The organism is Zobellia uliginosa, from assembly GCF_900156625.1.
GTDB lineage: Bacteria > Bacteroidota > Bacteroidia > Flavobacteriales > Flavobacteriaceae > Zobellia > Zobellia uliginosa.
On the sequence record NZ_FTOB01000003.1, the window covers coordinates 499,227 to 517,579 of the forward strand.

Consider the following 18,353-nt stretch of genomic DNA (forward strand, 5'->3'; position numbering starts at 1 on the left):
CTTTTGTTTTGTGAAATGGAAAATACCTTTTACTTTTACCGCGTAATGAAAAATAGAAATACACATCATCATTTTTACACTGGCTCTCAGGCGAGGTAAAGATGTATTGTAGTATTACAAAATATTAAAAACCCGTTTGAGCAATCAAGCGGGTTTTATTTTTAGAACTCTTTTGGTCGCTTAAACCTAACAAAAGAAGAAAATGACAAAAATTAGAATTGCTATTCAGAAATCGGGTCGGTTGAACGAAGATTCCCTGCAGATTTTAAAAAATTGCGGTGTATCTATCGATAATGGTAAAGACCAGTTAAAGGCCTCGGCAAGAAATTTTCCGCTAGAAGCATTTTACCTTCGTAATGGTGATATTCCCCAATATTTAAGAGATGGGGTAGTAGATATTGCTATTATTGGCGAGAACGTACTTATTGAAAAGGGCGAGGATATAGGAATAGCCGAAAAACTTGGTTTTTCAAAATGTAAGGTGTCCTTGGCGGTACCCAAATCCGTTAAATACAAATCGGTTCAAGATTTTGAAGGTAAGCGTATTGCGACTTCCTACCCCAATACGGTCAAAAAGTATTTGAAGGAAAAAGGGGTAAATGCCGATTTGCACATTATTAACGGTTCTGTGGAGATTGCGCCTAACATCGGCCTTGCCGATGGTATCTGTGATATTGTTTCCAGTGGAAGTACGCTTTTTAAAAACAATTTAAAAGAAGTTGAAGTGATGTTGACGAGCGAAGCCGTTTTGGCGGTTTCCCCGAAAATATCGGAAGAAAGAAAAGAGATCTTAAGGAAACTTCAGTTTCGTATCAAGTCGGTTCTTCAGGCACGTCAATCGAAATATGTGCTTTTGAACGCTCCTAACGACAAGTTGGAAAAGGTATTGCAGCTCTTGCCGGGGATGCGTAGCCCTACCGTTTTGCCCTTGGCGGAAGAAGGGTGGAGTTCGGTTCATACGGTAATCAACAAAGATAAGTTCTGGGATGTGATCGATGAGCTGAAGCAGGCCGGGGCAGAGGGTATTTTGGTTTGCCCGATCGAAAAGATGGTGCTTTAACCGATTCAAGGATGGGCGATTTAAAACTAGGGTTGATTCCCTATGATAAAATGGAATCGATTCTACCCTTGATCTATAAACTGAATCAGGGGAAGTTTTCCGTAGAAGTGTTGAAAAGCCGTTTGCAGCCTATGTTGACCATGGGCGGCTATGAGTGTCTAGGGGTCTATGACCGTGATAAACTGATTGCTTGCTGTGGTATTTGGCTTTTGCAAAAGCTATACAAGGGAAAGCATATTGAACTTGATAATGTGTTCGTTGAAGAAGGGTACCGTAGTAGGGGAGTTGGGGCACTAATGATGAATTGGCTTGCCGAGTATGGAAAAAGTATAGATTGTGCCAGTTTGGAACTCAATTGCTATTTAGAAAATGAAAAGGGACTCAAGTTTTGGCAGCGCCATGGTTTTGAAGCCCTAGGATACCATATGATCAAGAATTTAGATTAAGAAAAATGAAAAAGATTTATAGTCCTGACAGGTCGGAGTGGAACCGTATATTGGAGCGCCCGACCCAGACCGTAGCCGATATAGAACAGACCGTAGAGGCTATTTTTAAGGAAGTAAGGGCGAATGGCGATGCCACTTTAAGGAAATACACCGAAAAGTTCGATGGTGTGGTACTCGAAAATATCGTGGTTTCGAAAGAGGAAATAGCAGCGGCCAACACCTTGGTTTCCGAAGATTTAAAATCGGCCATCCAGCTGGCCAAAAAAAATATAGAGGTATTCCATAGGGCCCAAAAAACTCAACGGGTGAGCGTAGAAACCGCCAATGGGGTACAGTGCTGGCAAGAAAAGAGGCCTATTCAAAAGGTAGGGCTTTATATTCCCGGGGGTACGGCGCCTTTGTTTTCAACAATTCTAATGCTTGCCGTACCAGCTACGATTGCGGGTTGTGAAGAATTGATTCTGTGTTCGCCCCCGAACAAAGAAGGGAAGATCAATCCTGCGATTCTCTATACGGCCAATTTATGTGGGGTGACGAAAATATTCAAGTCAGGGGGCATACAGGCGATTGCTTCCATGACCTTCGGTACGGAAAGCATTCCGCAGGTATATAAAATTTTTGGCCCGGGTAATCAATTCGTTACCGTGGCCAAGCAAATTGCTACCAAGCATGGGATTTCGATAGACATGCCGGCCGGGCCCAGTGAATTGTTGGTACTTGCCGATGATTCGGCCAAGGCCGCTTTTGTGGCTTCCGATTTATTGAGTCAGGCAGAGCATGGCGTGGACAGTCAGGTTATTTTGGTTTCCACTTCAAAAGATATGATCGATGCAGTTGAAAAGGAGGTTGAAAAACAACTTCAGAAGCTGCCGAGAAAAGAGATTGCCGAAAAGGCCATTGCCAATAGTAAGTTGATCTATGTGGAGGATGACCGAACGGCAAATGATTTGATCAATACCTATGGGCCAGAACATTACATCGTTTGTGTGGAAAACGAAGGTTTCTTTGTGGACAACATTAAGAATGCGGGTTCTGTCTTCATAGGAAATTATACACCGGAAAGTGCTGGTGATTACGCTTCGGGAACCAATCATACCTTGCCCACCAACGGCTATGCCAAGCAGTATAGTGGTGTGAATTTAGATAGTTTTATGAAGAGTATGACTTTTCAGAAAATCAGTGAGGCCGGAATTAAGGAAATTGGTGCCGCAATAGAGATTATGGCCGAGGCCGAAGGACTTCAGGCGCACAAAAATGCGGTTACTTTACGACTTAATAGCTTGAACAATGAATAAGGAGTTTAATATACAGAACTTGATAAGGGAGAATGTAAAAGGACTGAGTCCTTATAGTTCCGCCCGTGATGAATATGTCTCCGATGGCTCTCGGATGGTGTTTTTAGACGCTAACGAGAACCCGTTCGAGAATGGGGTGAATCGCTATCCCGACCCCCAACAACGCGGATTAAAGTCCGTTTTGGCCGAACAAAAAGGGATTACTGCCGAGAACATCCTTTTGGGAAACGGGAGTGACGAAGTATTGGATTTGATATTCAGGACTTTCTGTGAGCCTAAAATTGACAATATTATTTCCTTGCCCCCAACGTATGGGATGTATCAAGTATTGGCAGGTATCAATACTGTCGAAAACCGCGAAGTTCTTTTGACGGAAGATTTTCAACCTGATGTAGAAGCTATTTTGCAAAGGGTAGATGAACATTCGAAGCTTTTGTTTTTATGTTCGCCGAACAACCCTACGGGGAATGTTTTTAGTGAGGAAAAGATTGTTCGCTTGTTGAACGCTTTCAAGGGGCTGGTGGTTATCGATGAAGCCTATATCGATTTTGCAAAGAGCGAAAGTTGGGTTTCCCGTTTAGGGGAGTTTCCCAATCTGGTCATTACCCAAACGCTTTCAAAAGCCTATGGAATGGCAGGTATCCGTTTAGGGATTTGTATCGCATCCAAGGAAATAATAGCCGCGGTCAACAAAATAAAACCTCCCTATAACGTCAACGAACTCACACAGCAAAAAGCGCTGAAAAGGGTTCTTGATTTGGCTTCCGTAAAAAACGAAGTAACCAATATACTAAATGAAAGGGAGCGATTACTTGAAGTCTTGCGTGAAGTGTCGTTTGTAGAAAAAATATATGCTTCCGATGCCAATTTTGTACTGGCAAAAGTAGACGATGCCAATAAACGCTACAAGCAATTATTGGGAGAGGGCGTTGTGGTGCGCAACCGAACCACCCAACCGCTTTGCGAGAATACCTTGCGGTTTACGGTGGGTACGCCCGATGAGAACAAAAAATTAATAGAAGTGCTTAACAAGCTAACCTAAAGATCAAGATAGTAATACCATGGCCAAAAAAGTTTTATTTATAGATAGGGACGGTACCATAATTAAGGAGACCGTTGATGAACAGATCGATGCCTTCGAAAAGATGATTTTTTACCCTAAGGCATTTACCTTTTTAGGAAAAATAGCCAAGGAACTCGATTATGAATTGGTAATGATCACCAATCAAGATGGCTTGGGTACCGACGTCTTTCCCGAAGACACCTTTTGGCCTGTTCATAACTTTATATTGAAGTCTTTTGAAAACGAAGGTGTAGTTTTTGACAAGGTCTTTTTAGATCGCACGTTTCCGCATGAAAATGCAAACACTAGAAAGCCGGGTACCGGTTTGCTGACCGAGTATTTTTCAGAAGATTATGATCTAAGGAATTCTTTCGTTATCGGTGATCGGTTGACCGACATTGAATTGGCCAAAAATTTAGGGGCCAAGGGCATCTTTATTAATGATGATACCAATTTAGGAACGGGAGAGATCACGGTAAAACGAGATGAATTGAATTCTGTCATTGCCTTGGAAACCAATGATTGGGAGAAGATATATGAATTTTTGAAATTGGAAGCCCGGGTTTCCGAAACCCATAGAAAAACCAATGAGACCGATATATATATCCATCTAAACCTTGATGGTACCGGTAAGAGCGACATCAAAACCGGATTGGCATTCTTTGACCATATGCTGGATCAATTGGCCCGTCATGGTCAAATGGACTTGGAAATCAAGGTAGATGGTGACCTTGAGGTCGATGAGCACCATACGATAGAAGATACGGCCATTGCCCTAGGAGAGGTTTTTCATACGGCCCTAGGTTCTAAAATGGGAATTGAGCGCTATGGTTTTTGTCTTCCTATGGATGATTGCTTGGCTCAGGTCGCCATAGATTTTGGTGGTCGTAACTGGCTGGTGTGGGATGCGGAGTTCAAACGTGAAATGGTGGGAGATATGCCTACCGAAATGTTCTATCACTTCTTTAAATCCTTTACCGATGGGGCTAAAGCGAATTTGAACGTGAAAGCGGAAGGAATAAATGAACATCATAAAATAGAAGCGATTTTTAAAGCTTTTGCCAAGGCCATTAAAATGGCGGTAAAACGTGATGTGGAAAAAATGGTGCTGCCTAGTACAAAGGGGGTTCTTTAAAATGGGTAGTGGGTATAAAGTATTAAGTTTTTTAATATTCGCTTTGTACTCATTACTTGACATTCAATACGAAATAAATGAAAATAGTAATCATAAATTACGGGGCAGGGAATATTCAGAGCATCAAATTCGCTATTCAGCGTTTGGGCTACGAGGCCGTTCTCAGCCACGATGTTGCAGAAATACAATCTGCCGATAAGATAATCTTTCCAGGAGTGGGCGAGGCCAGTAGTGCCATGGCCAAACTGCGGGCAAGTGGGTTGGACAAACTCATTCCCGATTTAAAGCAGCCTGTTTTGGGCATCTGTTTGGGAATGCAGCTCATGTGTCACTCGTCAGAAGAGGGGAATACCAAAGGATTGGGTATTTTTGATGTGGATGTTGTCAAGTTTTCGAATGCGGTGAAAGTACCACAAATAGGTTGGAATCAAATCGCCAATGTAAAATCGGGACTATTTAAAGACATCGAGGAGAAAGAACACATCTATTTGGTTCATAGTTTTTATGCCCCATTGTGTGATGAAACCATAGCGGAATCGGAGTATGGTATAAAATACAGCGCCGCATTGGCCAAAGACAATTTTTATGGCACCCAGTTCCATCCGGAAAAGAGCAGTAGCGTAGGAGAGAAGATTCTTAAGAATTTTATCTGTGGTATGTAGTAAATAGGGTGAAGAGCTTAGTTGTTAAATTGTATCATATATGAATAGATGTGAAGATTTAAAAATTTGGAAAAAACGATGGACTTGGAGGAAGATGTTTATCTCTTGATAAAACAATTGCCGAATGACGAAAAATTTGCTTTGATTTCGCAAATTAAGAGAAGTAGTATTTCTATTCCGTCTAATATATCCAAGGGAGCAGGAAGAAACTCGAAAAAGGAAGTCAGGCTCTTTTTAGGTATAGCCAACGGTTCCACATCTGAATTGGAAACACAACCCATATTGGTACATCGATAAAAATTTGTAAAGAAGGACGGCGTAAAGCCCTTAATTAAAAAGTGTAATGAAATAATGAAAATGAACTATGCTTTACGGAAAAGCTTGAATTAATAAAATATAATCCCAGAACTAAACACTTCGTACTTAACACTAACCCCTAATAAATAGAATGAGAATAATCCCTGCAATAGATATTATAGACGGAAAATGTGTTCGCTTGTCAAAAGGCGATTACGATACCAAAAAAATATACAACGAGAACCCGCTGGAGGTAGCCAAGGAATTTGAGGCGCACGGAATTCAATACTTGCATTTGGTAGATTTAGACGGCGCAAAGAGCCATCATATCGTCAATCATAAAATTCTGGAGCAGATTGCATCGAAAACCTCTTTAAAAATCGATTTTGGAGGGGGGCTCAAATCGGACAAAGATTTGCAAATTGCTTTTGAGAGTGGGGCCGATCAGATTACCGGAGGAAGTATCGCCGTTAAGGATAAACACACTTTTTCGGGATGGATACAGACGTATGGGGCCGAAAAAATTATTCTGGGTGCCGATGCCAAGGATGAAAAAGTGGCCGTTTCAGGTTGGCAAGAAGAGTCTACGGAAGATTTGATTCCCTTTATAACATCCTACCAAGAAAAAGGAATCGCCTATGTTATCTGTACCGATATTTCCAAAGACGGTATGCTTGAAGGGCCTTCCTTTGATTTGTATGAGAAGATTTTAGGGCAATGCAAAGTGAGTATGAGTGATATAGGGGGAAAGGTGACCCAAGGATTGAAATTGATTGCCAGTGGTGGTATTTCTACCTTTGACGAGCTTCCCAGACTTGCGGAAATGGGTTGTGAAGGAACCATTATAGGAAAGGCCATCTATGAAAATCGGATCAGTTTAAAACAACTGGAAGATTTTATTTTAAAGATTGGCAATTAAGAATAAAGGCAATAACGATAATGAATGGAGAGGAGGGAATTTTTAAAATCCTTTTTTCAAGTTCTAATTTTAAAATATGTTAGCAAAACGAATCATCCCTTGTTTGGATATCAAGGACGGACGAACGGTAAAGGGCGTTAATTTTGTCGATTTAAGAGATGCGGGCGATCCCGTGGAGTTAGCGGAGATATACAGTAGGGAAGGAGCCGATGAGCTCGTTTTTTTAGATATTTCGGCTACCGAACAAAAAAGAAAGACCTTGGCCGAATTGGTATATCACGTAGCGGAAAAGGTGAACATTCCTTTTACCGTAGGAGGGGGTATTTCTTCAGTCGAAGATGTAGACATCCTATTGCAGAATGGTGCCGATAAGGTATCCATCAATTCTTCGGCGGTAAAAAATCCACAGTTGATCAATGACTTGGTGGCCAAGTTCGGTTCACAGTGTATTGTGGTGGCTATTGATGCCAAACAAATCGATGGGGAGTGGATAGTGCATTTGGTAGGGGGAAAAGTACCCACGGAACGTAAACTGTTCGAATGGGCCAAAGAGGTGGAAGAAAGGGGCGCCGGTGAAATCCTCTTTACTTCAATGGACCATGATGGTACCAAAGATGGTTTTGCTAACGAAGCCTTGAGTAAACTAAGCACGGAATTGAACATTCCGATAATTGCTTCGGGAGGAGCGGGCAATATGCAACATTTTACCGATACCTTTGTAGAAGGTAAGGCAGATGCGGCCCTTGCGGCCAGTGTTTTTCACTTTAAGGAAATCGGTATTAGAGATTTAAAAGAAGAATTAAAAGAACACGGTATTCCGGTACGGTTGTAGGTCTCGATTAGACCTGTTCATCAACCTTGACCCATCCGACAGATAAAAAAACATATAAAATGAAAATAGATTTCAACAAAAACGAAGACGGACTCGTACCTGCCATTATTCAAGATGCGGTTACCAAGAACGTCTTGATGCTGGGGTATATGAATCAAGAGGCTTTTGATATAACTCGAGAGACCAAGAAGGTGACCTTCTTCAGCCGTACTAAAAATAGATTGTGGACCAAAGGGGAAGAGAGTGGAAACTTTTTGATTTTGGTAGACATCAAAAACGATTGTGACAATGATACGCTCTTGGTTTCCGTGAAGCCTGAAGGGCCTACTTGTCATACAGGTACCGACACCTGCTGGAGCCAAGAGAACACGTCTAATTTCGGTTTTCTTTCACAACTGGAACAAGTTATAGAACAACGCCGTACGGCTTCCGATTCAAGCAAATCGTATGTGGCTTCCTTATTTGAAAAGGGAATCAATAAAATAGCCCAAAAAGTAGGGGAGGAAGCGGTGGAAACCGTAATAGAGGCCATGGATTCCAATGATGAGCTCTTCTTGTATGAAAGTGCCGATTTACTTTTCCACTACCTGATCCTACTTCAGGCCAAAGGATTTACCCTAAAAGATATAGAAGCGGAACTGGTAAAACGGCACAAATAGTCGTTTGCTAGTTTCTGTTTTTTAGTTGTGAGGCTCCCTTTAACCTTTTATGGTTGATGACCGCATCGCCTTTGTAGTTGAGGGTACTGGCGCCCGTGGCATCGATATCGATAGATTCGTTCGCCGTAAGGAAGGCTTCACTCGCACCCGAGAGTTCAATATTCAGGCGTTCGATTTCAAAATCGTAATTCCTAAGGTCACTGCTTCCTGAAAGGTCGGCATAGACCGATTGTACATTTCCGAAGATATCGGCCTTGGAGGCACCGTTCATATCGATCTCTAATTTGTCGGCTATAACTTCCCCGGTAAAGTGTGAGGCCCCAGATAGTTCAATCTCGCCTCTTTGAATGTCCCATGGCGTCTCTAAAGTAACGCTTGCGGCTCCCGAAAGGTCAAATTCGTGAATGTCTTTGGTAGTGATAAAAGCCTTTAGGGTAACATCTCCACGTACGGTAGTGTACTTTTTTAATTTTATGATGACCTTGTTACCTTCGCGGGCTACCACGATACGGTCGTGTAAATTGTCGTTTGCTTCTATACGGATGCGCTCTTCATCGTCTGAAAAGCTAACAAAAACATTAAAGGCATTTGAAACCTTTAATGCGTCGTAATCGGAAAGGGATAGATCTTTGGTGCTAACTTCATTGGAAGCCCTAACATGTTCGTAATCACAGGAAGTCAAAACTGCACAGGCCAAGGCCATGGCGACTATTGTTTTTCTTGTTCGCATTTTTTTTTGATTGATTTAGTACTTGCCTCTGGCAAGCGGGTTGATGAATTGTAATTGTTTAAACGTGGGTTAAACGTTCTTGCAACTGTACCACAGGAATCCACTGAAAGTTGATGGGCGACCATTCTTCTTCAGCTAAGGAATCGTTGCTGCAGTTGTTCTTCAGAAACACTTGGTTGTTTTCGCTGAACACATGCTGTGTTTCGATAACGTCATGGCAATGTGAGCAGATTCTTTTTTGAGTTGTTTTCATTGAATGTTCTTTTTGTAGCGGTTGCGGCCCATATTGAAGATGCCGACTTTGATTCCCAATCCGGCCGAGAAGCCATTGATACGGGTAGTGCGCGTTGGGGGAAGTTCTATTCTGCTTGAAAGGCGATATTTTACGCCCGCTTCCAATTGTAGATAGCGGGAGATGTTGAAGAGGGCACTTACGCCAGGTTCGGCAACGAAGACCACATCAAAATCGTCTTCGGTAAGTTCTTCCTCATAGTAATCGTCATCATAGAAGTTGTTTTCAATATAACCGACTCCCCCGGCCCCTAATAAAAGGGGGAAAGAAAGGTTTACACGTTTCTTGCTGAAGAAAATGGGTTCTAGATGAAGTCCACCATACACTCCGATCAAATCTTCGTTACGGGAAAGGCTATTGTTAAAGACATCTTGTTCAGAGTAAAGAAAAGTGGCTGCAAAACCAACCTCAAATTGTTGGTTGGCTACATAGGCGACTTTTAGTCCGCCAGTGTATGAGGGCTCGCCGTCTATTTCCCCAAGGCCAAGGTCGAGACCTAAATATACCCCGTGTACCACATTGTTACGGTCGTTGAATTCTAGGTATTCATCGGTTTCATCTTGACCAAAACTTGAAAAGGTAGCCCCTAAAGTTAATAGAAGGAGACTCATTTTAAGTGATTTCATTACTGTTCGTTTTTCGATTGATTTACCTAATAGACAACGGAAGCCCGAAAAAGTTGCATTTAAAATGGTTTTTTTTGAAAAAAAATAATTTTAGCACCCTTTCTAACCATATGTTATTGACCTTATTTCCTTTGTGAATGGTCTTTGGTGTCCCATTTATCTAAGCTCCTTAAAATACTTGCAAGTGATTCTCCCTTTCATTTGAATCGTATTCCACCCGTGGTGGCGCAACGGGAAAACTGAACGTTCAACAAGACTGTCTTTTGGCTGTTCACATACTTTTTTATGTTAAATACAATCTCGTTTGTGCTATAAAATAGAAGTTATGTACACGAATAATCATTGCCCTAAATCATTCTCATATATTGGAATTATCGCACCTAAAATAGAAGCAGCAGTTAAATTCTATTTTAACGTGATGGGGTGATATAGCATTATTCTCCTTTCCACATGGCGTAAAAGAAGTTCTACGGGCTTATTTCATTTTTGAATACCCGTGTTTGGTTTGAAGTAAAAAGTGCAAGGAGTCGGGTGTTGCATTTTAAGTGCTGAGCGCTCATTACTAATTACTCCATACTTTGTACTCATCGCTACCCACTTTGTACTGAATACTTGGTACTCATAATTCCTTCAACAAAACCACGCCTTTTTTACCTGTGATAGAAATACGTCCTTCTGGTTTCTTGCCGTAAACGGCCTTGATTTCCCGTAGCTTTTTTCCCTTATCCAGCATATGGGAGTTTACATCGTGGAATGATTTCGGCAGGCGTACCAAGCCTTCTTCGAGTACTGCTGTAAATTGATGGGGGAAGTCCGTGATGTTCAGGCTTACCTCCGATGATTCTTGCTCGATGGAGATATTGCCTTTAGGTGTTGCTATATGCTCTATGCTAAAATCCGATATTTTTAAAATAAGGTCTATGTCTTTGGTCATGTGACCTAAGCGAAGATTACTGAATCGGAGCATGCCGTATAGGGTGCTGACTTCCTCTATATCAACTTCGTCTTTATTCGAGTAGAACTCTAATGATTCCACGGAATGGATGTCGATTTCACTTCCGGCACTATTGAGTCGCATGCTTTTTGAATCATCCATATCCAATCCACCGTTTTTTAGGTCAAGGTTACCGTAATTGATGTTCTTGGCCCTGAGCTTTCCGTACTTCAAGTTGATGTCGGCCTTGTTCAGGTTGTCATTGATCCACATGTCGCCATGTTGTACATCCGCCTTTAAAACACCTATCCAATCTTCGATAAAGACGTCACCGAATTTGTTGGTGATTTCTACTTCGGCCTTTTCGGGCATATACACCTTATAGTCGATCTGCACATTGCTTCGGTCAAAATCGAAGGGATTGGCCTTGTCGAAAAGGGTCGAAAAGAACCCGGAGCTATTTTCCCCGATTTCATAGCCGACGGAAACAAAGTTCTCGCTATTGCGGAGTATAGGTCGTATGCGTTCTAAAAGCTCTTGTGCGTTGTCGTGTTTTTTATGGGTGACGGTAATGTTCACTGTAATCGACACCTCATTTTTTGTCCATCCGTAGATATTGATATTGCCGTATTTGTTGTCTAGATGTAGTTCACCGGCATTGGTGAGCCCGTAAGTCTTGGTCACCTTTTTAGATACCTTTTCCTGCGCCATGACCGGAAGGCCAAAGACCATCGCTGCAGCAAAAAGGAGCAGTTTTTTATAAAGTGTATCCATAATCATCATCTTTTAATTTTGATTCGTTGAGCTGGTGCAATAGCTTCTCAATAAGCTCTATGCGCTTTCTGTAGTTCGAAACAATGGCTTCGAGTACCAGTTCGTTATCGAGGTTGTTCTGCATTTCGAGCTTCAGTGTGTCGTATTCGGCATCGAGCTCGTCCATAAAGGATAGGAATTCGGCCTTGTCGGCCTCTGACAGTTGTTCGTTTTTATGCACCAATTGCACTTGGTAAGCGACCAATCCCTTATAGTGCATGTCAATGTCCTGTAGTTCTTTTGATACGAAGCTGTTTTCCTCGGTCGATCCGTTTAAGAACGAAAGGCCTATAAGTCCGGAAATCCCCAAGATAATCAGTACACTTGCGGCTATGCGAAGTATAGGCGATTTCCAAAGGGGAATTGTTTTTGGCTTTGATGGGGGCAATTCGGCCTCTATGTTCGCCCAGAGCTTGGCACGGTCTGCCTTATGGTCGTCGAAGGCGGCCCTGTTCTCCCTTATGTGTTTTTCAAAATTGTCCATTATAAAGTGTTTATAATTTCAACGAGTTTCTTTTTTGCCCTGTGGTATTGCGATTTTGAGGTCGAGATGGAAATGCCCAATACCTCGGCTATTTCCATATGGTCGTATCCCTCGAGCAAATACAGGTTAATAATTTGTTTATAGCCTAGGGGCAGGATATCAATTGCTTTTTTTACTTTTTGAATATCTACGGCCTCTACCGCTTCATTGTTCTCTTCTTCCGTTAAATGGTATTCGTGGTCGTCTATTGCTGTAACCGGTAAGCGTTTGACCTTTAAATGGTTAATGCTTTTGTTGATTACGATCCGTTTGAGCCAGGCCCCAAAAGTCGATTCATACTTAAACTTGTGCAGGTTTTTGAAAGCATCTACAAAACTGTCTTGCACAATGTCTTCCGCATCTTCCTTCACTCCCAAAAAACGCATGCCGATATTGTACATGGCATCCACGTAGAGCTCGTACAGTTGGTACTGTGAGTTTCTATCGCCCGACTTGCTGCTTTCAACAAGTGACCTATGCGTAAAACGGATTTCGGTTTCCAATTAATTTAAGAGGGTTGATTGAGCTCTAAATTCGGTTTCAATGATAAAGACAAGCAAATGGCTCTAAGGTTGCATTAGGGAGGGAATATTTTTTTGCTAAAGTATGAATAAACAAATCTACTTCTGTTTAGGTCCTAAAAAAACCTCTATAAACCTGGTATTTCAACGAATAATGAAAAATTGTGCAACCTTCTTGAAGTTTTCTTGTCCATTGGGGTGTTCATTAATCAAAATTAAAAGAAGTAAAATGAGAAGAAAAGTAAATTCTAGTGTTCGACAAAGGTGGTTAAATGCCTTGGGAGGTCTGTTGGTATTGCTGGTAACGACATCTGGTATAGCACAGGAAAACTTTACCATTAGTGGTAAGATAAGTGATAAGGAGGACGGAGAGACCCTTTTTGGGGCCTCTGTTTTTTTAGAGGGAACGACCATCGGTGTGGTTACCAATGAGTATGGATTCTATTCCATTACCGCTCCAAAGGGAAACTATCGATTGCTAATTTCCTATATGGGGTATTCGGAAATGTATCAAGAGGTAAGCTTGGACAAAAACCAAAAACTCGATTTTGAGATTTCTGAATATTCTACCGAGCTTGAAGAAGTGGTCGTCACTGCCGATGAACCGGAAATGGCAGTTTTGAGAAAACCCGAAATGAGCGTTTCAAAATTGAATATCGGAACCGTAAAACAGATGCCGGTGGTTTTGGGGGAAGTCGATATTTTAAAATCCTTGCAAATGCTTCCTGGGGTCACCAATAATGGTGAAGGTACGGGAGGTTTGCATGTCCGCGGGGGGGCGCAAGATCAGAACTTGGTACTTTTAGATGAGGCGATTATTTACAATACCTCGCACTTGTTCGGTTTTTTCTCGGTATTCAATGCCGATGCCATAAAGGATATCAAATTGTATAAGGGGGGCATACCCGCACGTTTCGGAGGTCGTGTATCATCGGTACTGGATGTCCGTCAAAAAGACGGGAACAATAAGAATTTCGCCTTGACCGGTGGAATCGGACTTATTTCGAGCCGACTGGCGGCAGAGGGGCCTATCTTCGGCGATAAAGGATCTTTTTTGGTAGCGGGCAGAACCTCTTATGCACACCTCTTGCTAAAGGCGGCAGGGGAAAAGAACAGTGCGAGTTTTTACGATCTGAACTTGAAGACCAACTACAGTCTGAACGATAAGAACAAATTGTATCTGTCGGGATATTTTGGTCGTGATGTGCTCAAATTCGGAAATATCTTTGATAGTAGCTATGGCAATACTTCGGGAAACTTGAGATGGAACCATATTTTTAATGACCGACTGTTTTCGAACATGTCGGCCATTATCAGTAAATATGACTACGACCTAGGGTTTACCATGGAAGATTTTGTGTGGGTGGCCTCGATTACCAATTACAATTTAAAGTATGATCTAAAATACTACTTCAGCGATAAGTTTAAACTCGATTTTGGGGCCAGTGGCCTATATTATGATTTTGACCCGGGGCAAATAAAGCCGACCAGTGATAGTTCCGATATAAACCCACTGTCATTAGACCGTAAGAAGGCCTTTGAAAGCGGACTCTATATAAACGCAGAACATAAGCTTTCAAAAAATCTAACGGCCCAATACGGATTAAGGTATAGTGCTTTCAATAGGCTAGGGGGGCAGCCCATAACCCACTACGCCAACGATTTACCCGTGGTTTACAATTCCGTTCTGGGGATTTATGAGAGTGGAAGTCCTATCGGGGAAACCTTTTATGATAAAGGCGAATCGATGAAAACTTTTGGAAATGTAGAACCGAGGGTCTCACTTGCCTATCAATTGAACGAGGCTTCGTCGGTAAAAGCGGGTTTCTCGCGTTCCGCACAATACGTCCACTTGTTGTCGAATACCGCGGCAGTGACCCCGGTAGATGTTTGGACGCCAAGCGGTGAGTATGTCGATCCCCAGCTTTCTAACCAATATGCACTGGGTTATTTTAGGAATTTTAAGGGACAGGCCTATTCCATGGAAGTGGAAACTTACTATAAGACGGTAGACAATCGTATTGATTATATCGATGGCTCCAACCTTATCGGACAGAATACGATCGAAACCGAAATTTTAAAAGGGGAAAGTAGGGCTTACGGATTGGAAGTGTTGCTCCGTAAAAACGAAGGCAAACTTACCGGATGGTTGGCGTACACCCTTTCCAAGTCGGAACAACGTACGCCTGGCGGAGCTGCAGGAGGCCTAGGCATCAACAATGGGGAGTGGTACAATACTTCCTATGATCGTACCCATGATGTTTCCGTGGCCGGGGCCTATCGGTTAAACGAAAAATGGAGTTTTGGAACCAATCTTGTTTTCCAGACCGGAAGGCCCGTAACCTATCCGAACGGCCAATATGAATACGAAGGGATTTCGGTGGCGAGTTATGCTGCTAGAAATTCAGACCGTTTGCCATCGTATCACCGTTTGGACGTTTCCGTAAACTATAAGCCGAACCGCAAACCTGAAAATCGTTGGAAAGGTGAATGGGTCCTCGGTATCTATAACGTGTACAACCGTAAGAATGCGGCTTCTGTTTCCTTTGGGCAGAACCGGGAAACCGGGGCCAATGAAGCTACCCGAACCGCCATTTTCGGTATTGTACCCTCAATTACGTATAATTTCAAATTCTAAAATATTATGAAAAAACACATAAAAATCATAAGCCTTTTATCTTTGGCGGTATTGGCCTTTTCCTGTACCGATGTCATCGATGTAGACGTACAATCGGCACCGACAAGGTTAACGGTCGAGGCTTCCCTTGATTGGGAAAAGGGGACTTTAGGAAATGAGCAGACCATACGGTTAAGAACTTCTACCGAATTTTTCGATACCACCTCCAATACGGAGGTCACAGGGGCGTCTGTAAAAGTGATAAATGATAGCAATGGGACCGAATTTATATTTGAGGACCAAAACGATGGTACATATACCACCAATGCCTTCGAGCCAATTGTGGGGCAATCGTATTCTTTGGAAATTATTTATAATGGGGAAACCTATTCGGCCCAAGAAACCCTGAACGCCGTACCCGACCTTACCATTCTAGGGCAATCGAGAGATGATGGTTTTAGTGAAGATGACCTAGAGGTCAACATGGTCTTTAAAGACCCGGAGGAAGAGGGGAATAGCTATTTTTTTAAGTTTCAAAAGCAAGATGAACTGTTGCCGGTTTTTGAAGAATTCGACGATGAGTTCGTAAACGGAAATGAAATTGACTGGTATTACGAGAGCGAGGAAGACGATGATACGGAAGAAACGGAGGCCTTTGAACCTGGTGATGTGCTTCATATAGAATTTTATGCCATTTCACAGGCCTATAGGAGCTACTTGCAAATTCTTGTCAATCAAATCGGGGGTATGGGTATGTTCGATGCTACACCTGTTGCCGTCAAAGGAAACTGTGTAAACCTTAGCAACCCCGAAAACTATGCCTATGGTTATTTTAGGGTGACCCAAGTAGTGAAGGTCGACTATACTTTCGAATAGGGTTTCCTGCCGTTTGCACGGCAAAGTTTGAAACTACAGGGCATAAAAAAACCGCAACCCTAGGGTTGCGGTTTTTATTTATACCGTTCAAACCAACTTAGTTGATCGCAGGGTCTTTCATACCCTCTTCGATCATACTGTAGAATTGATCGATTTTTGGAAGAACAACGATACGGGTTCTTCTGTTTTTCGATTTTTCGGTTTGTGAAACAGGAATGAACTCAGCTCTACCTGCTGCGGTCATACGCTTGGGATCAACATTGTAATCGTTCTGTAAAATTCGAACTACTGCAGTAGCACGTTTTACACTCAAATCCCAGTTGTCTAAAAGAACACCGCTTCTGTAAGGTACGTCATCGGTATGACCTTCTACCATGAATTCGAAATCAGGCTTGTTGTTCACTACTTGAGCAACTTTACCAAGAATTTCCTTAGCTCTTCTTGTTACGTTGTAGCTTCCGCTGCTGAAAAGCAATTTGTCGGAAATAGAAACGAAAACAACACCTTTTTCAACACTGATTTCAATGTCTTCGTCGTCTAGGTTACCCAACACTCCTTTTAAGCTCTGTACCAAAGAAAGGTTTACGGAGTCCCTTCTTGTAATGGCATCTTGAAGCTTGCGGATAGTAAGGTCTTTTTCCTTTAAACTTTCCAAAGACTTTTCAAGGTTCTCGGCACCCTTGGTAGTTAAGGTGGTCAAGTTACCCATATTGTTTATCAACTCTTGATTGTTCGCCTTCAAGAATGCATTTTGATCTTGTAGGGTTTTTAGTCTAGAACTGGCGGTTGCCTTTTCTTCTAAACAATCGTTCAATTTTACTGTGGCCGAATTCAACAGATCCTGCGCTTCTTTATGTTTTGCCTCCAAATCGGAATACTTCTTTTGAGATACACAAGAAGACAACAACATGGTCACTCCTAAACAGCCTAAAATTAATTTTTTCATAATGAGAGTTACTAAGTATTTAATGATTGTTATTTGATTTTTTTTGATAACCGTAATAAGGGACAAAATTATATAATCGCCAAATCTACCATTTGTAAAATTAGTTAATCTTTTACTAAATTGTTAAAATTACTTATATGATGTACGAAATGCTGCCATACAATGGATTTTATTAGGTAGTATTTTGGGATAAAATTAGCCTTTTCACGTTTTTTGTACATTTTTCTAAATTGGCGGTAAAAGCTGAGATGCGCTCTTAAAATGGCAAAACAGTGGTTGAATTTCAATTGAAATACAAAGCGTAAAGCCGCTACGGCATCTAGTAACAATCGTATAAAAATCAAAACGAAGGCCTGCTTTCTAGGTAGGTTTTTGGTAATGGAGAAGAGCGAGTTCCTAAAATTCAAGTAGGTTTTCTTGGGGTTCATGTTGCTCAGGGTCGACCCTCCTAAGTGATATACCTTAGCGGCGCCAACGTACAAGACTTTATGGCCTTGGTTCTTGGCCCGCCAACACAGGTCGACTTCTTCCTGATGGGCAAAGTAGCTTTCGTCAAAACCGTTTAGGTCCCAAAACACTTCTTTCTTGATGAACATACAGGCCCCTGTAGCCCAAAAAATTTCTATGGTATCGTCGTATTGGCCTTGGTCTTTTTCAAGTTCCTGAAAAATACGTCCCCTACAAAAAGGGTAGCCCAATTGGTCGATAAAACCACCTGCGGCACCGGCATACTCAAAATGGTCTTGACGCATGAGGTCTAGGATCTTGGGTTGTATGATGGCGACTTCTTGATGGTCGTTAAAGGCTTTTTCTATAGGGGCCAGCCAGCCTTCGGTAACCTCTACATCTGAGTTCAACAGGCAGTATACATCGGCGTCTATAGTTTTGAGGCCGTCGTTGTACCCTTTGGCAAATCCGCCGTTTTCGGTATTTTGAATCACCTTTACAGTGGGGTAGTTCTCGGCAATAAAGGCTACGGAAGCATCGGTAGAGGCATTGTCCACTACGTAAATATCGGCACCTTCCGAATATTGTATAACAGAGGGCAGGTATCTTTCAAGAAGCACCTCTCCGTTCCAATTAAGTATGACTATGGCTATACGCAAA

Annotated in this window: 20 protein-coding genes; 12 read left to right on the forward strand and 8 right to left on the reverse strand. The window is 42.1% G+C overall.

What is annotated here, in order from left to right; all coding sequences use genetic code 11:
• The first annotated feature begins 202 nt into the window (after positions 1-202).
• The 10 genes from hisG (at position 203) to hisIE (ending at position 8,368) form a co-directional block, all read left to right on the forward strand.
• Positions 203-1,060, forward strand: a complete 858-nt coding sequence (hisG, locus tag BW980_RS10595; protein ID WP_076455187.1) for an ATP phosphoribosyltransferase — start codon at positions 203-205, stop codon at positions 1,058-1,060.
• An 11-nt stretch (positions 1,061-1,071) separates the two neighbouring features.
• The gene (locus tag BW980_RS10600; RefSeq protein WP_076455188.1) at positions 1,072-1,506 is read left to right on the forward strand and encodes a GNAT family N-acetyltransferase; all 435 of its coding nucleotides are present in this window, start codon (positions 1,072-1,074) and stop codon (positions 1,504-1,506) included.
• Positions 1,507-1,511: 5 nt separating this feature from the next.
• The gene (gene hisD / locus BW980_RS10605) at positions 1,512-2,801 is read left to right on the forward strand and encodes a histidinol dehydrogenase (RefSeq protein ID WP_076455189.1); all 1,290 of its coding nucleotides are present in this window, start codon (positions 1,512-1,514) and stop codon (positions 2,799-2,801) included.
• A complete protein-coding gene (gene hisC, locus BW980_RS10610; RefSeq protein WP_076455190.1) occupies positions 2,794-3,843 on the forward strand; it encodes a histidinol-phosphate transaminase in 1,050 nt (349 codons plus the stop codon). Before hisD ends, hisC begins: the two co-directional genes overlap by 8 nt.
• 19 nt (positions 3,844-3,862) lie before the next feature.
• Positions 3,863-4,999: a bifunctional histidinol-phosphatase/imidazoleglycerol-phosphate dehydratase HisB gene (gene hisB / locus BW980_RS10615; RefSeq protein WP_076455191.1), complete on the forward strand. Its 1,137-nt coding sequence runs from the start codon at positions 3,863-3,865 to the stop codon at positions 4,997-4,999.
• A 77-nt stretch (positions 5,000-5,076) separates the two neighbouring features.
• The gene (gene hisH, locus BW980_RS10620) at positions 5,077-5,661 is read left to right on the forward strand and encodes an imidazole glycerol phosphate synthase subunit HisH (protein WP_076455192.1); all 585 of its coding nucleotides are present in this window, start codon (positions 5,077-5,079) and stop codon (positions 5,659-5,661) included.
• Positions 5,662-5,739: 78 nt separating this feature from the next.
• Entirely contained in the window at positions 5,740-5,958 is a 219-nt protein-coding gene (locus BW980_RS22825) for a four helix bundle protein (protein WP_245800035.1), read from the forward strand.
• A gap of 151 nt (positions 5,959-6,109) precedes the next feature.
• Positions 6,110-6,877 (forward strand): 1-(5-phosphoribosyl)-5-[(5-phosphoribosylamino)methylideneamino]imidazole-4-carboxamide isomerase, encoded by a 768-nt coding sequence (hisA, locus tag BW980_RS10630; protein WP_076455193.1) that lies wholly within the window; start codon positions 6,110-6,112, stop codon positions 6,875-6,877.
• A 76-nt stretch (positions 6,878-6,953) separates the two neighbouring features.
• Complete coding sequence (hisF, locus tag BW980_RS10635) at positions 6,954-7,709, forward strand: imidazole glycerol phosphate synthase subunit HisF (RefSeq protein ID WP_076455194.1); 756 nt, start codon at positions 6,954-6,956, stop codon at positions 7,707-7,709.
• Positions 7,710-7,768: 59 nt separating this feature from the next.
• The gene (gene hisIE, locus BW980_RS10640) at positions 7,769-8,368 is read left to right on the forward strand and encodes a bifunctional phosphoribosyl-AMP cyclohydrolase/phosphoribosyl-ATP diphosphatase HisIE (RefSeq protein ID WP_076455195.1); all 600 of its coding nucleotides are present in this window, start codon (positions 7,769-7,771) and stop codon (positions 8,366-8,368) included.
• A 7-nt stretch (positions 8,369-8,375) separates the two neighbouring features.
• Here the strand turns inward: hisIE and BW980_RS10645 are convergent, their stop codons facing one another.
• The 6 genes from BW980_RS10645 to BW980_RS10665 all read right to left on the reverse strand — a co-directional run bounded on the left by BW980_RS10645 (position 8,376) and on the right by BW980_RS10665 (position 12,789).
• Positions 8,376-9,098 (reverse strand): head GIN domain-containing protein, encoded by a 723-nt coding sequence (locus tag BW980_RS10645; protein WP_083690453.1) that lies wholly within the window; start codon positions 9,096-9,098, stop codon positions 8,376-8,378.
• Positions 9,099-9,156: 58 nt separating this feature from the next.
• Positions 9,157-9,351, reverse strand: a complete 195-nt coding sequence (locus BW980_RS22320; RefSeq protein WP_139327654.1) for a hypothetical protein — start codon at positions 9,349-9,351, stop codon at positions 9,157-9,159.
• Positions 9,348-10,016, reverse strand: a complete 669-nt coding sequence (locus tag BW980_RS10650) for a hypothetical protein (RefSeq protein WP_076455197.1) — start codon at positions 10,014-10,016, stop codon at positions 9,348-9,350. The genes BW980_RS22320 and BW980_RS10650 overlap by 4 nt, the downstream gene beginning before the upstream one ends.
• A gap of 619 nt (positions 10,017-10,635) precedes the next feature.
• Positions 10,636-11,724 carry a DUF4097 family beta strand repeat-containing protein gene (locus BW980_RS10655; protein WP_175609879.1) on the reverse strand — a complete coding sequence of 363 codons (1,089 nt, stop codon included), beginning with the start codon at positions 11,722-11,724 and terminating at the stop codon, positions 10,636-10,638.
• Positions 11,708-12,247 (reverse strand): hypothetical protein, encoded by a 540-nt coding sequence (locus tag BW980_RS10660; RefSeq protein ID WP_076455199.1) that lies wholly within the window; start codon positions 12,245-12,247, stop codon positions 11,708-11,710. The genes BW980_RS10655 and BW980_RS10660 overlap by 17 nt, the downstream gene beginning before the upstream one ends.
• The gene (locus BW980_RS10665) at positions 12,247-12,789 is read right to left on the reverse strand and encodes an RNA polymerase sigma factor (protein WP_076455200.1); all 543 of its coding nucleotides are present in this window, start codon (positions 12,787-12,789) and stop codon (positions 12,247-12,249) included. The genes BW980_RS10660 and BW980_RS10665 overlap by 1 nt, the downstream gene beginning before the upstream one ends.
• Before the next feature lie 247 nt (positions 12,790-13,036).
• On the opposite strand from BW980_RS10665, the gene BW980_RS10670 reads away from it, so the two are divergent.
• Positions 13,037-15,445, forward strand: a complete 2,409-nt coding sequence (locus tag BW980_RS10670) for a TonB-dependent receptor (protein ID WP_076455575.1) — start codon at positions 13,037-13,039, stop codon at positions 15,443-15,445.
• 6 nt (positions 15,446-15,451) lie between these two features.
• Positions 15,452-16,300: a DUF4249 domain-containing protein gene (locus tag BW980_RS10675; RefSeq protein WP_076455201.1), complete on the forward strand. Its 849-nt coding sequence runs from the start codon at positions 15,452-15,454 to the stop codon at positions 16,298-16,300.
• Positions 16,301-16,397: 97 nt separating this feature from the next.
• On the opposite strand, the gene BW980_RS10680 is transcribed toward BW980_RS10675, so the two are convergent.
• Positions 16,398-17,246 carry an OmpA/MotB family protein gene (locus BW980_RS10680; protein WP_013995821.1) on the reverse strand — a complete coding sequence of 283 codons (849 nt, stop codon included), beginning with the start codon at positions 17,244-17,246 and terminating at the stop codon, positions 16,398-16,400.
• A gap of 104 nt (positions 17,247-17,350) precedes the next feature.
• Entirely contained in the window at positions 17,351-18,352 is a 1,002-nt protein-coding gene (locus BW980_RS10685) for a glycosyltransferase family 2 protein (protein WP_083690455.1), read from the reverse strand.
• Between the last annotated feature and the right edge of the window lies 1 nt (position 18,353).

What these genes read in the sequence shown, in the direction of transcription:
- hisG (WP_076455187.1), top strand. Translation starts at nt 203, where the DNA reads ATGACAAAAATTAGAATTGCTATTCAGAAATCGGGTCGGTTGAACGAA.
- BW980_RS10600 (WP_076455188.1), top strand. Translation starts at nt 1,072, where the DNA reads ATGGGCGATTTAAAACTAGGGTTGATTCCCTATGATAAAATGGAATCG.
- hisD (WP_076455189.1), top strand. Translation starts at nt 1,512, where the DNA reads ATGAAAAAGATTTATAGTCCTGACAGGTCGGAGTGGAACCGTATATTG.
- hisC (WP_076455190.1), top strand. Translation starts at nt 2,794, where the DNA reads ATGAATAAGGAGTTTAATATACAGAACTTGATAAGGGAGAATGTAAAA.
- hisB (WP_076455191.1), top strand. Translation starts at nt 3,863, where the DNA reads ATGGCCAAAAAAGTTTTATTTATAGATAGGGACGGTACCATAATTAAG.
- hisH (WP_076455192.1), top strand. Translation starts at nt 5,077, where the DNA reads ATGAAAATAGTAATCATAAATTACGGGGCAGGGAATATTCAGAGCATC.
- BW980_RS22825 (WP_245800035.1), top strand. Translation starts at nt 5,740, where the DNA reads ATGGACTTGGAGGAAGATGTTTATCTCTTGATAAAACAATTGCCGAAT.
- hisA (WP_076455193.1), top strand. Translation starts at nt 6,110, where the DNA reads ATGAGAATAATCCCTGCAATAGATATTATAGACGGAAAATGTGTTCGC.
- hisF (WP_076455194.1), top strand. Translation starts at nt 6,954, where the DNA reads ATGTTAGCAAAACGAATCATCCCTTGTTTGGATATCAAGGACGGACGA.
- hisIE (WP_076455195.1), top strand. Translation starts at nt 7,769, where the DNA reads ATGAAAATAGATTTCAACAAAAACGAAGACGGACTCGTACCTGCCATT.
- BW980_RS10645 (WP_083690453.1), bottom strand. Translation starts at nt 9,098, where the DNA reads ATGCGAACAAGAAAAACAATAGTCGCCATGGCCTTGGCCTGTGCAGTT.
- BW980_RS22320 (WP_139327654.1), bottom strand. Translation starts at nt 9,351, where the DNA reads ATGAAAACAACTCAAAAAAGAATCTGCTCACATTGCCATGACGTTATC.
- BW980_RS10650 (WP_076455197.1), bottom strand. Translation starts at nt 10,016, where the DNA reads ATGAAATCACTTAAAATGAGTCTCCTTCTATTAACTTTAGGGGCTACC.
- BW980_RS10655 (WP_175609879.1), bottom strand. Translation starts at nt 11,724, where the DNA reads ATGGATACACTTTATAAAAAACTGCTCCTTTTTGCTGCAGCGATGGTC.
- BW980_RS10660 (WP_076455199.1), bottom strand. Translation starts at nt 12,247, where the DNA reads ATGGACAATTTTGAAAAACACATAAGGGAGAACAGGGCCGCCTTCGAC.
- BW980_RS10670 (WP_076455575.1), top strand. Translation starts at nt 13,037, where the DNA reads ATGAGAAGAAAAGTAAATTCTAGTGTTCGACAAAGGTGGTTAAATGCC.
- BW980_RS10675 (WP_076455201.1), top strand. Translation starts at nt 15,452, where the DNA reads ATGAAAAAACACATAAAAATCATAAGCCTTTTATCTTTGGCGGTATTG.
- BW980_RS10680 (WP_013995821.1), bottom strand. Translation starts at nt 17,246, where the DNA reads ATGAAAAAATTAATTTTAGGCTGTTTAGGAGTGACCATGTTGTTGTCT.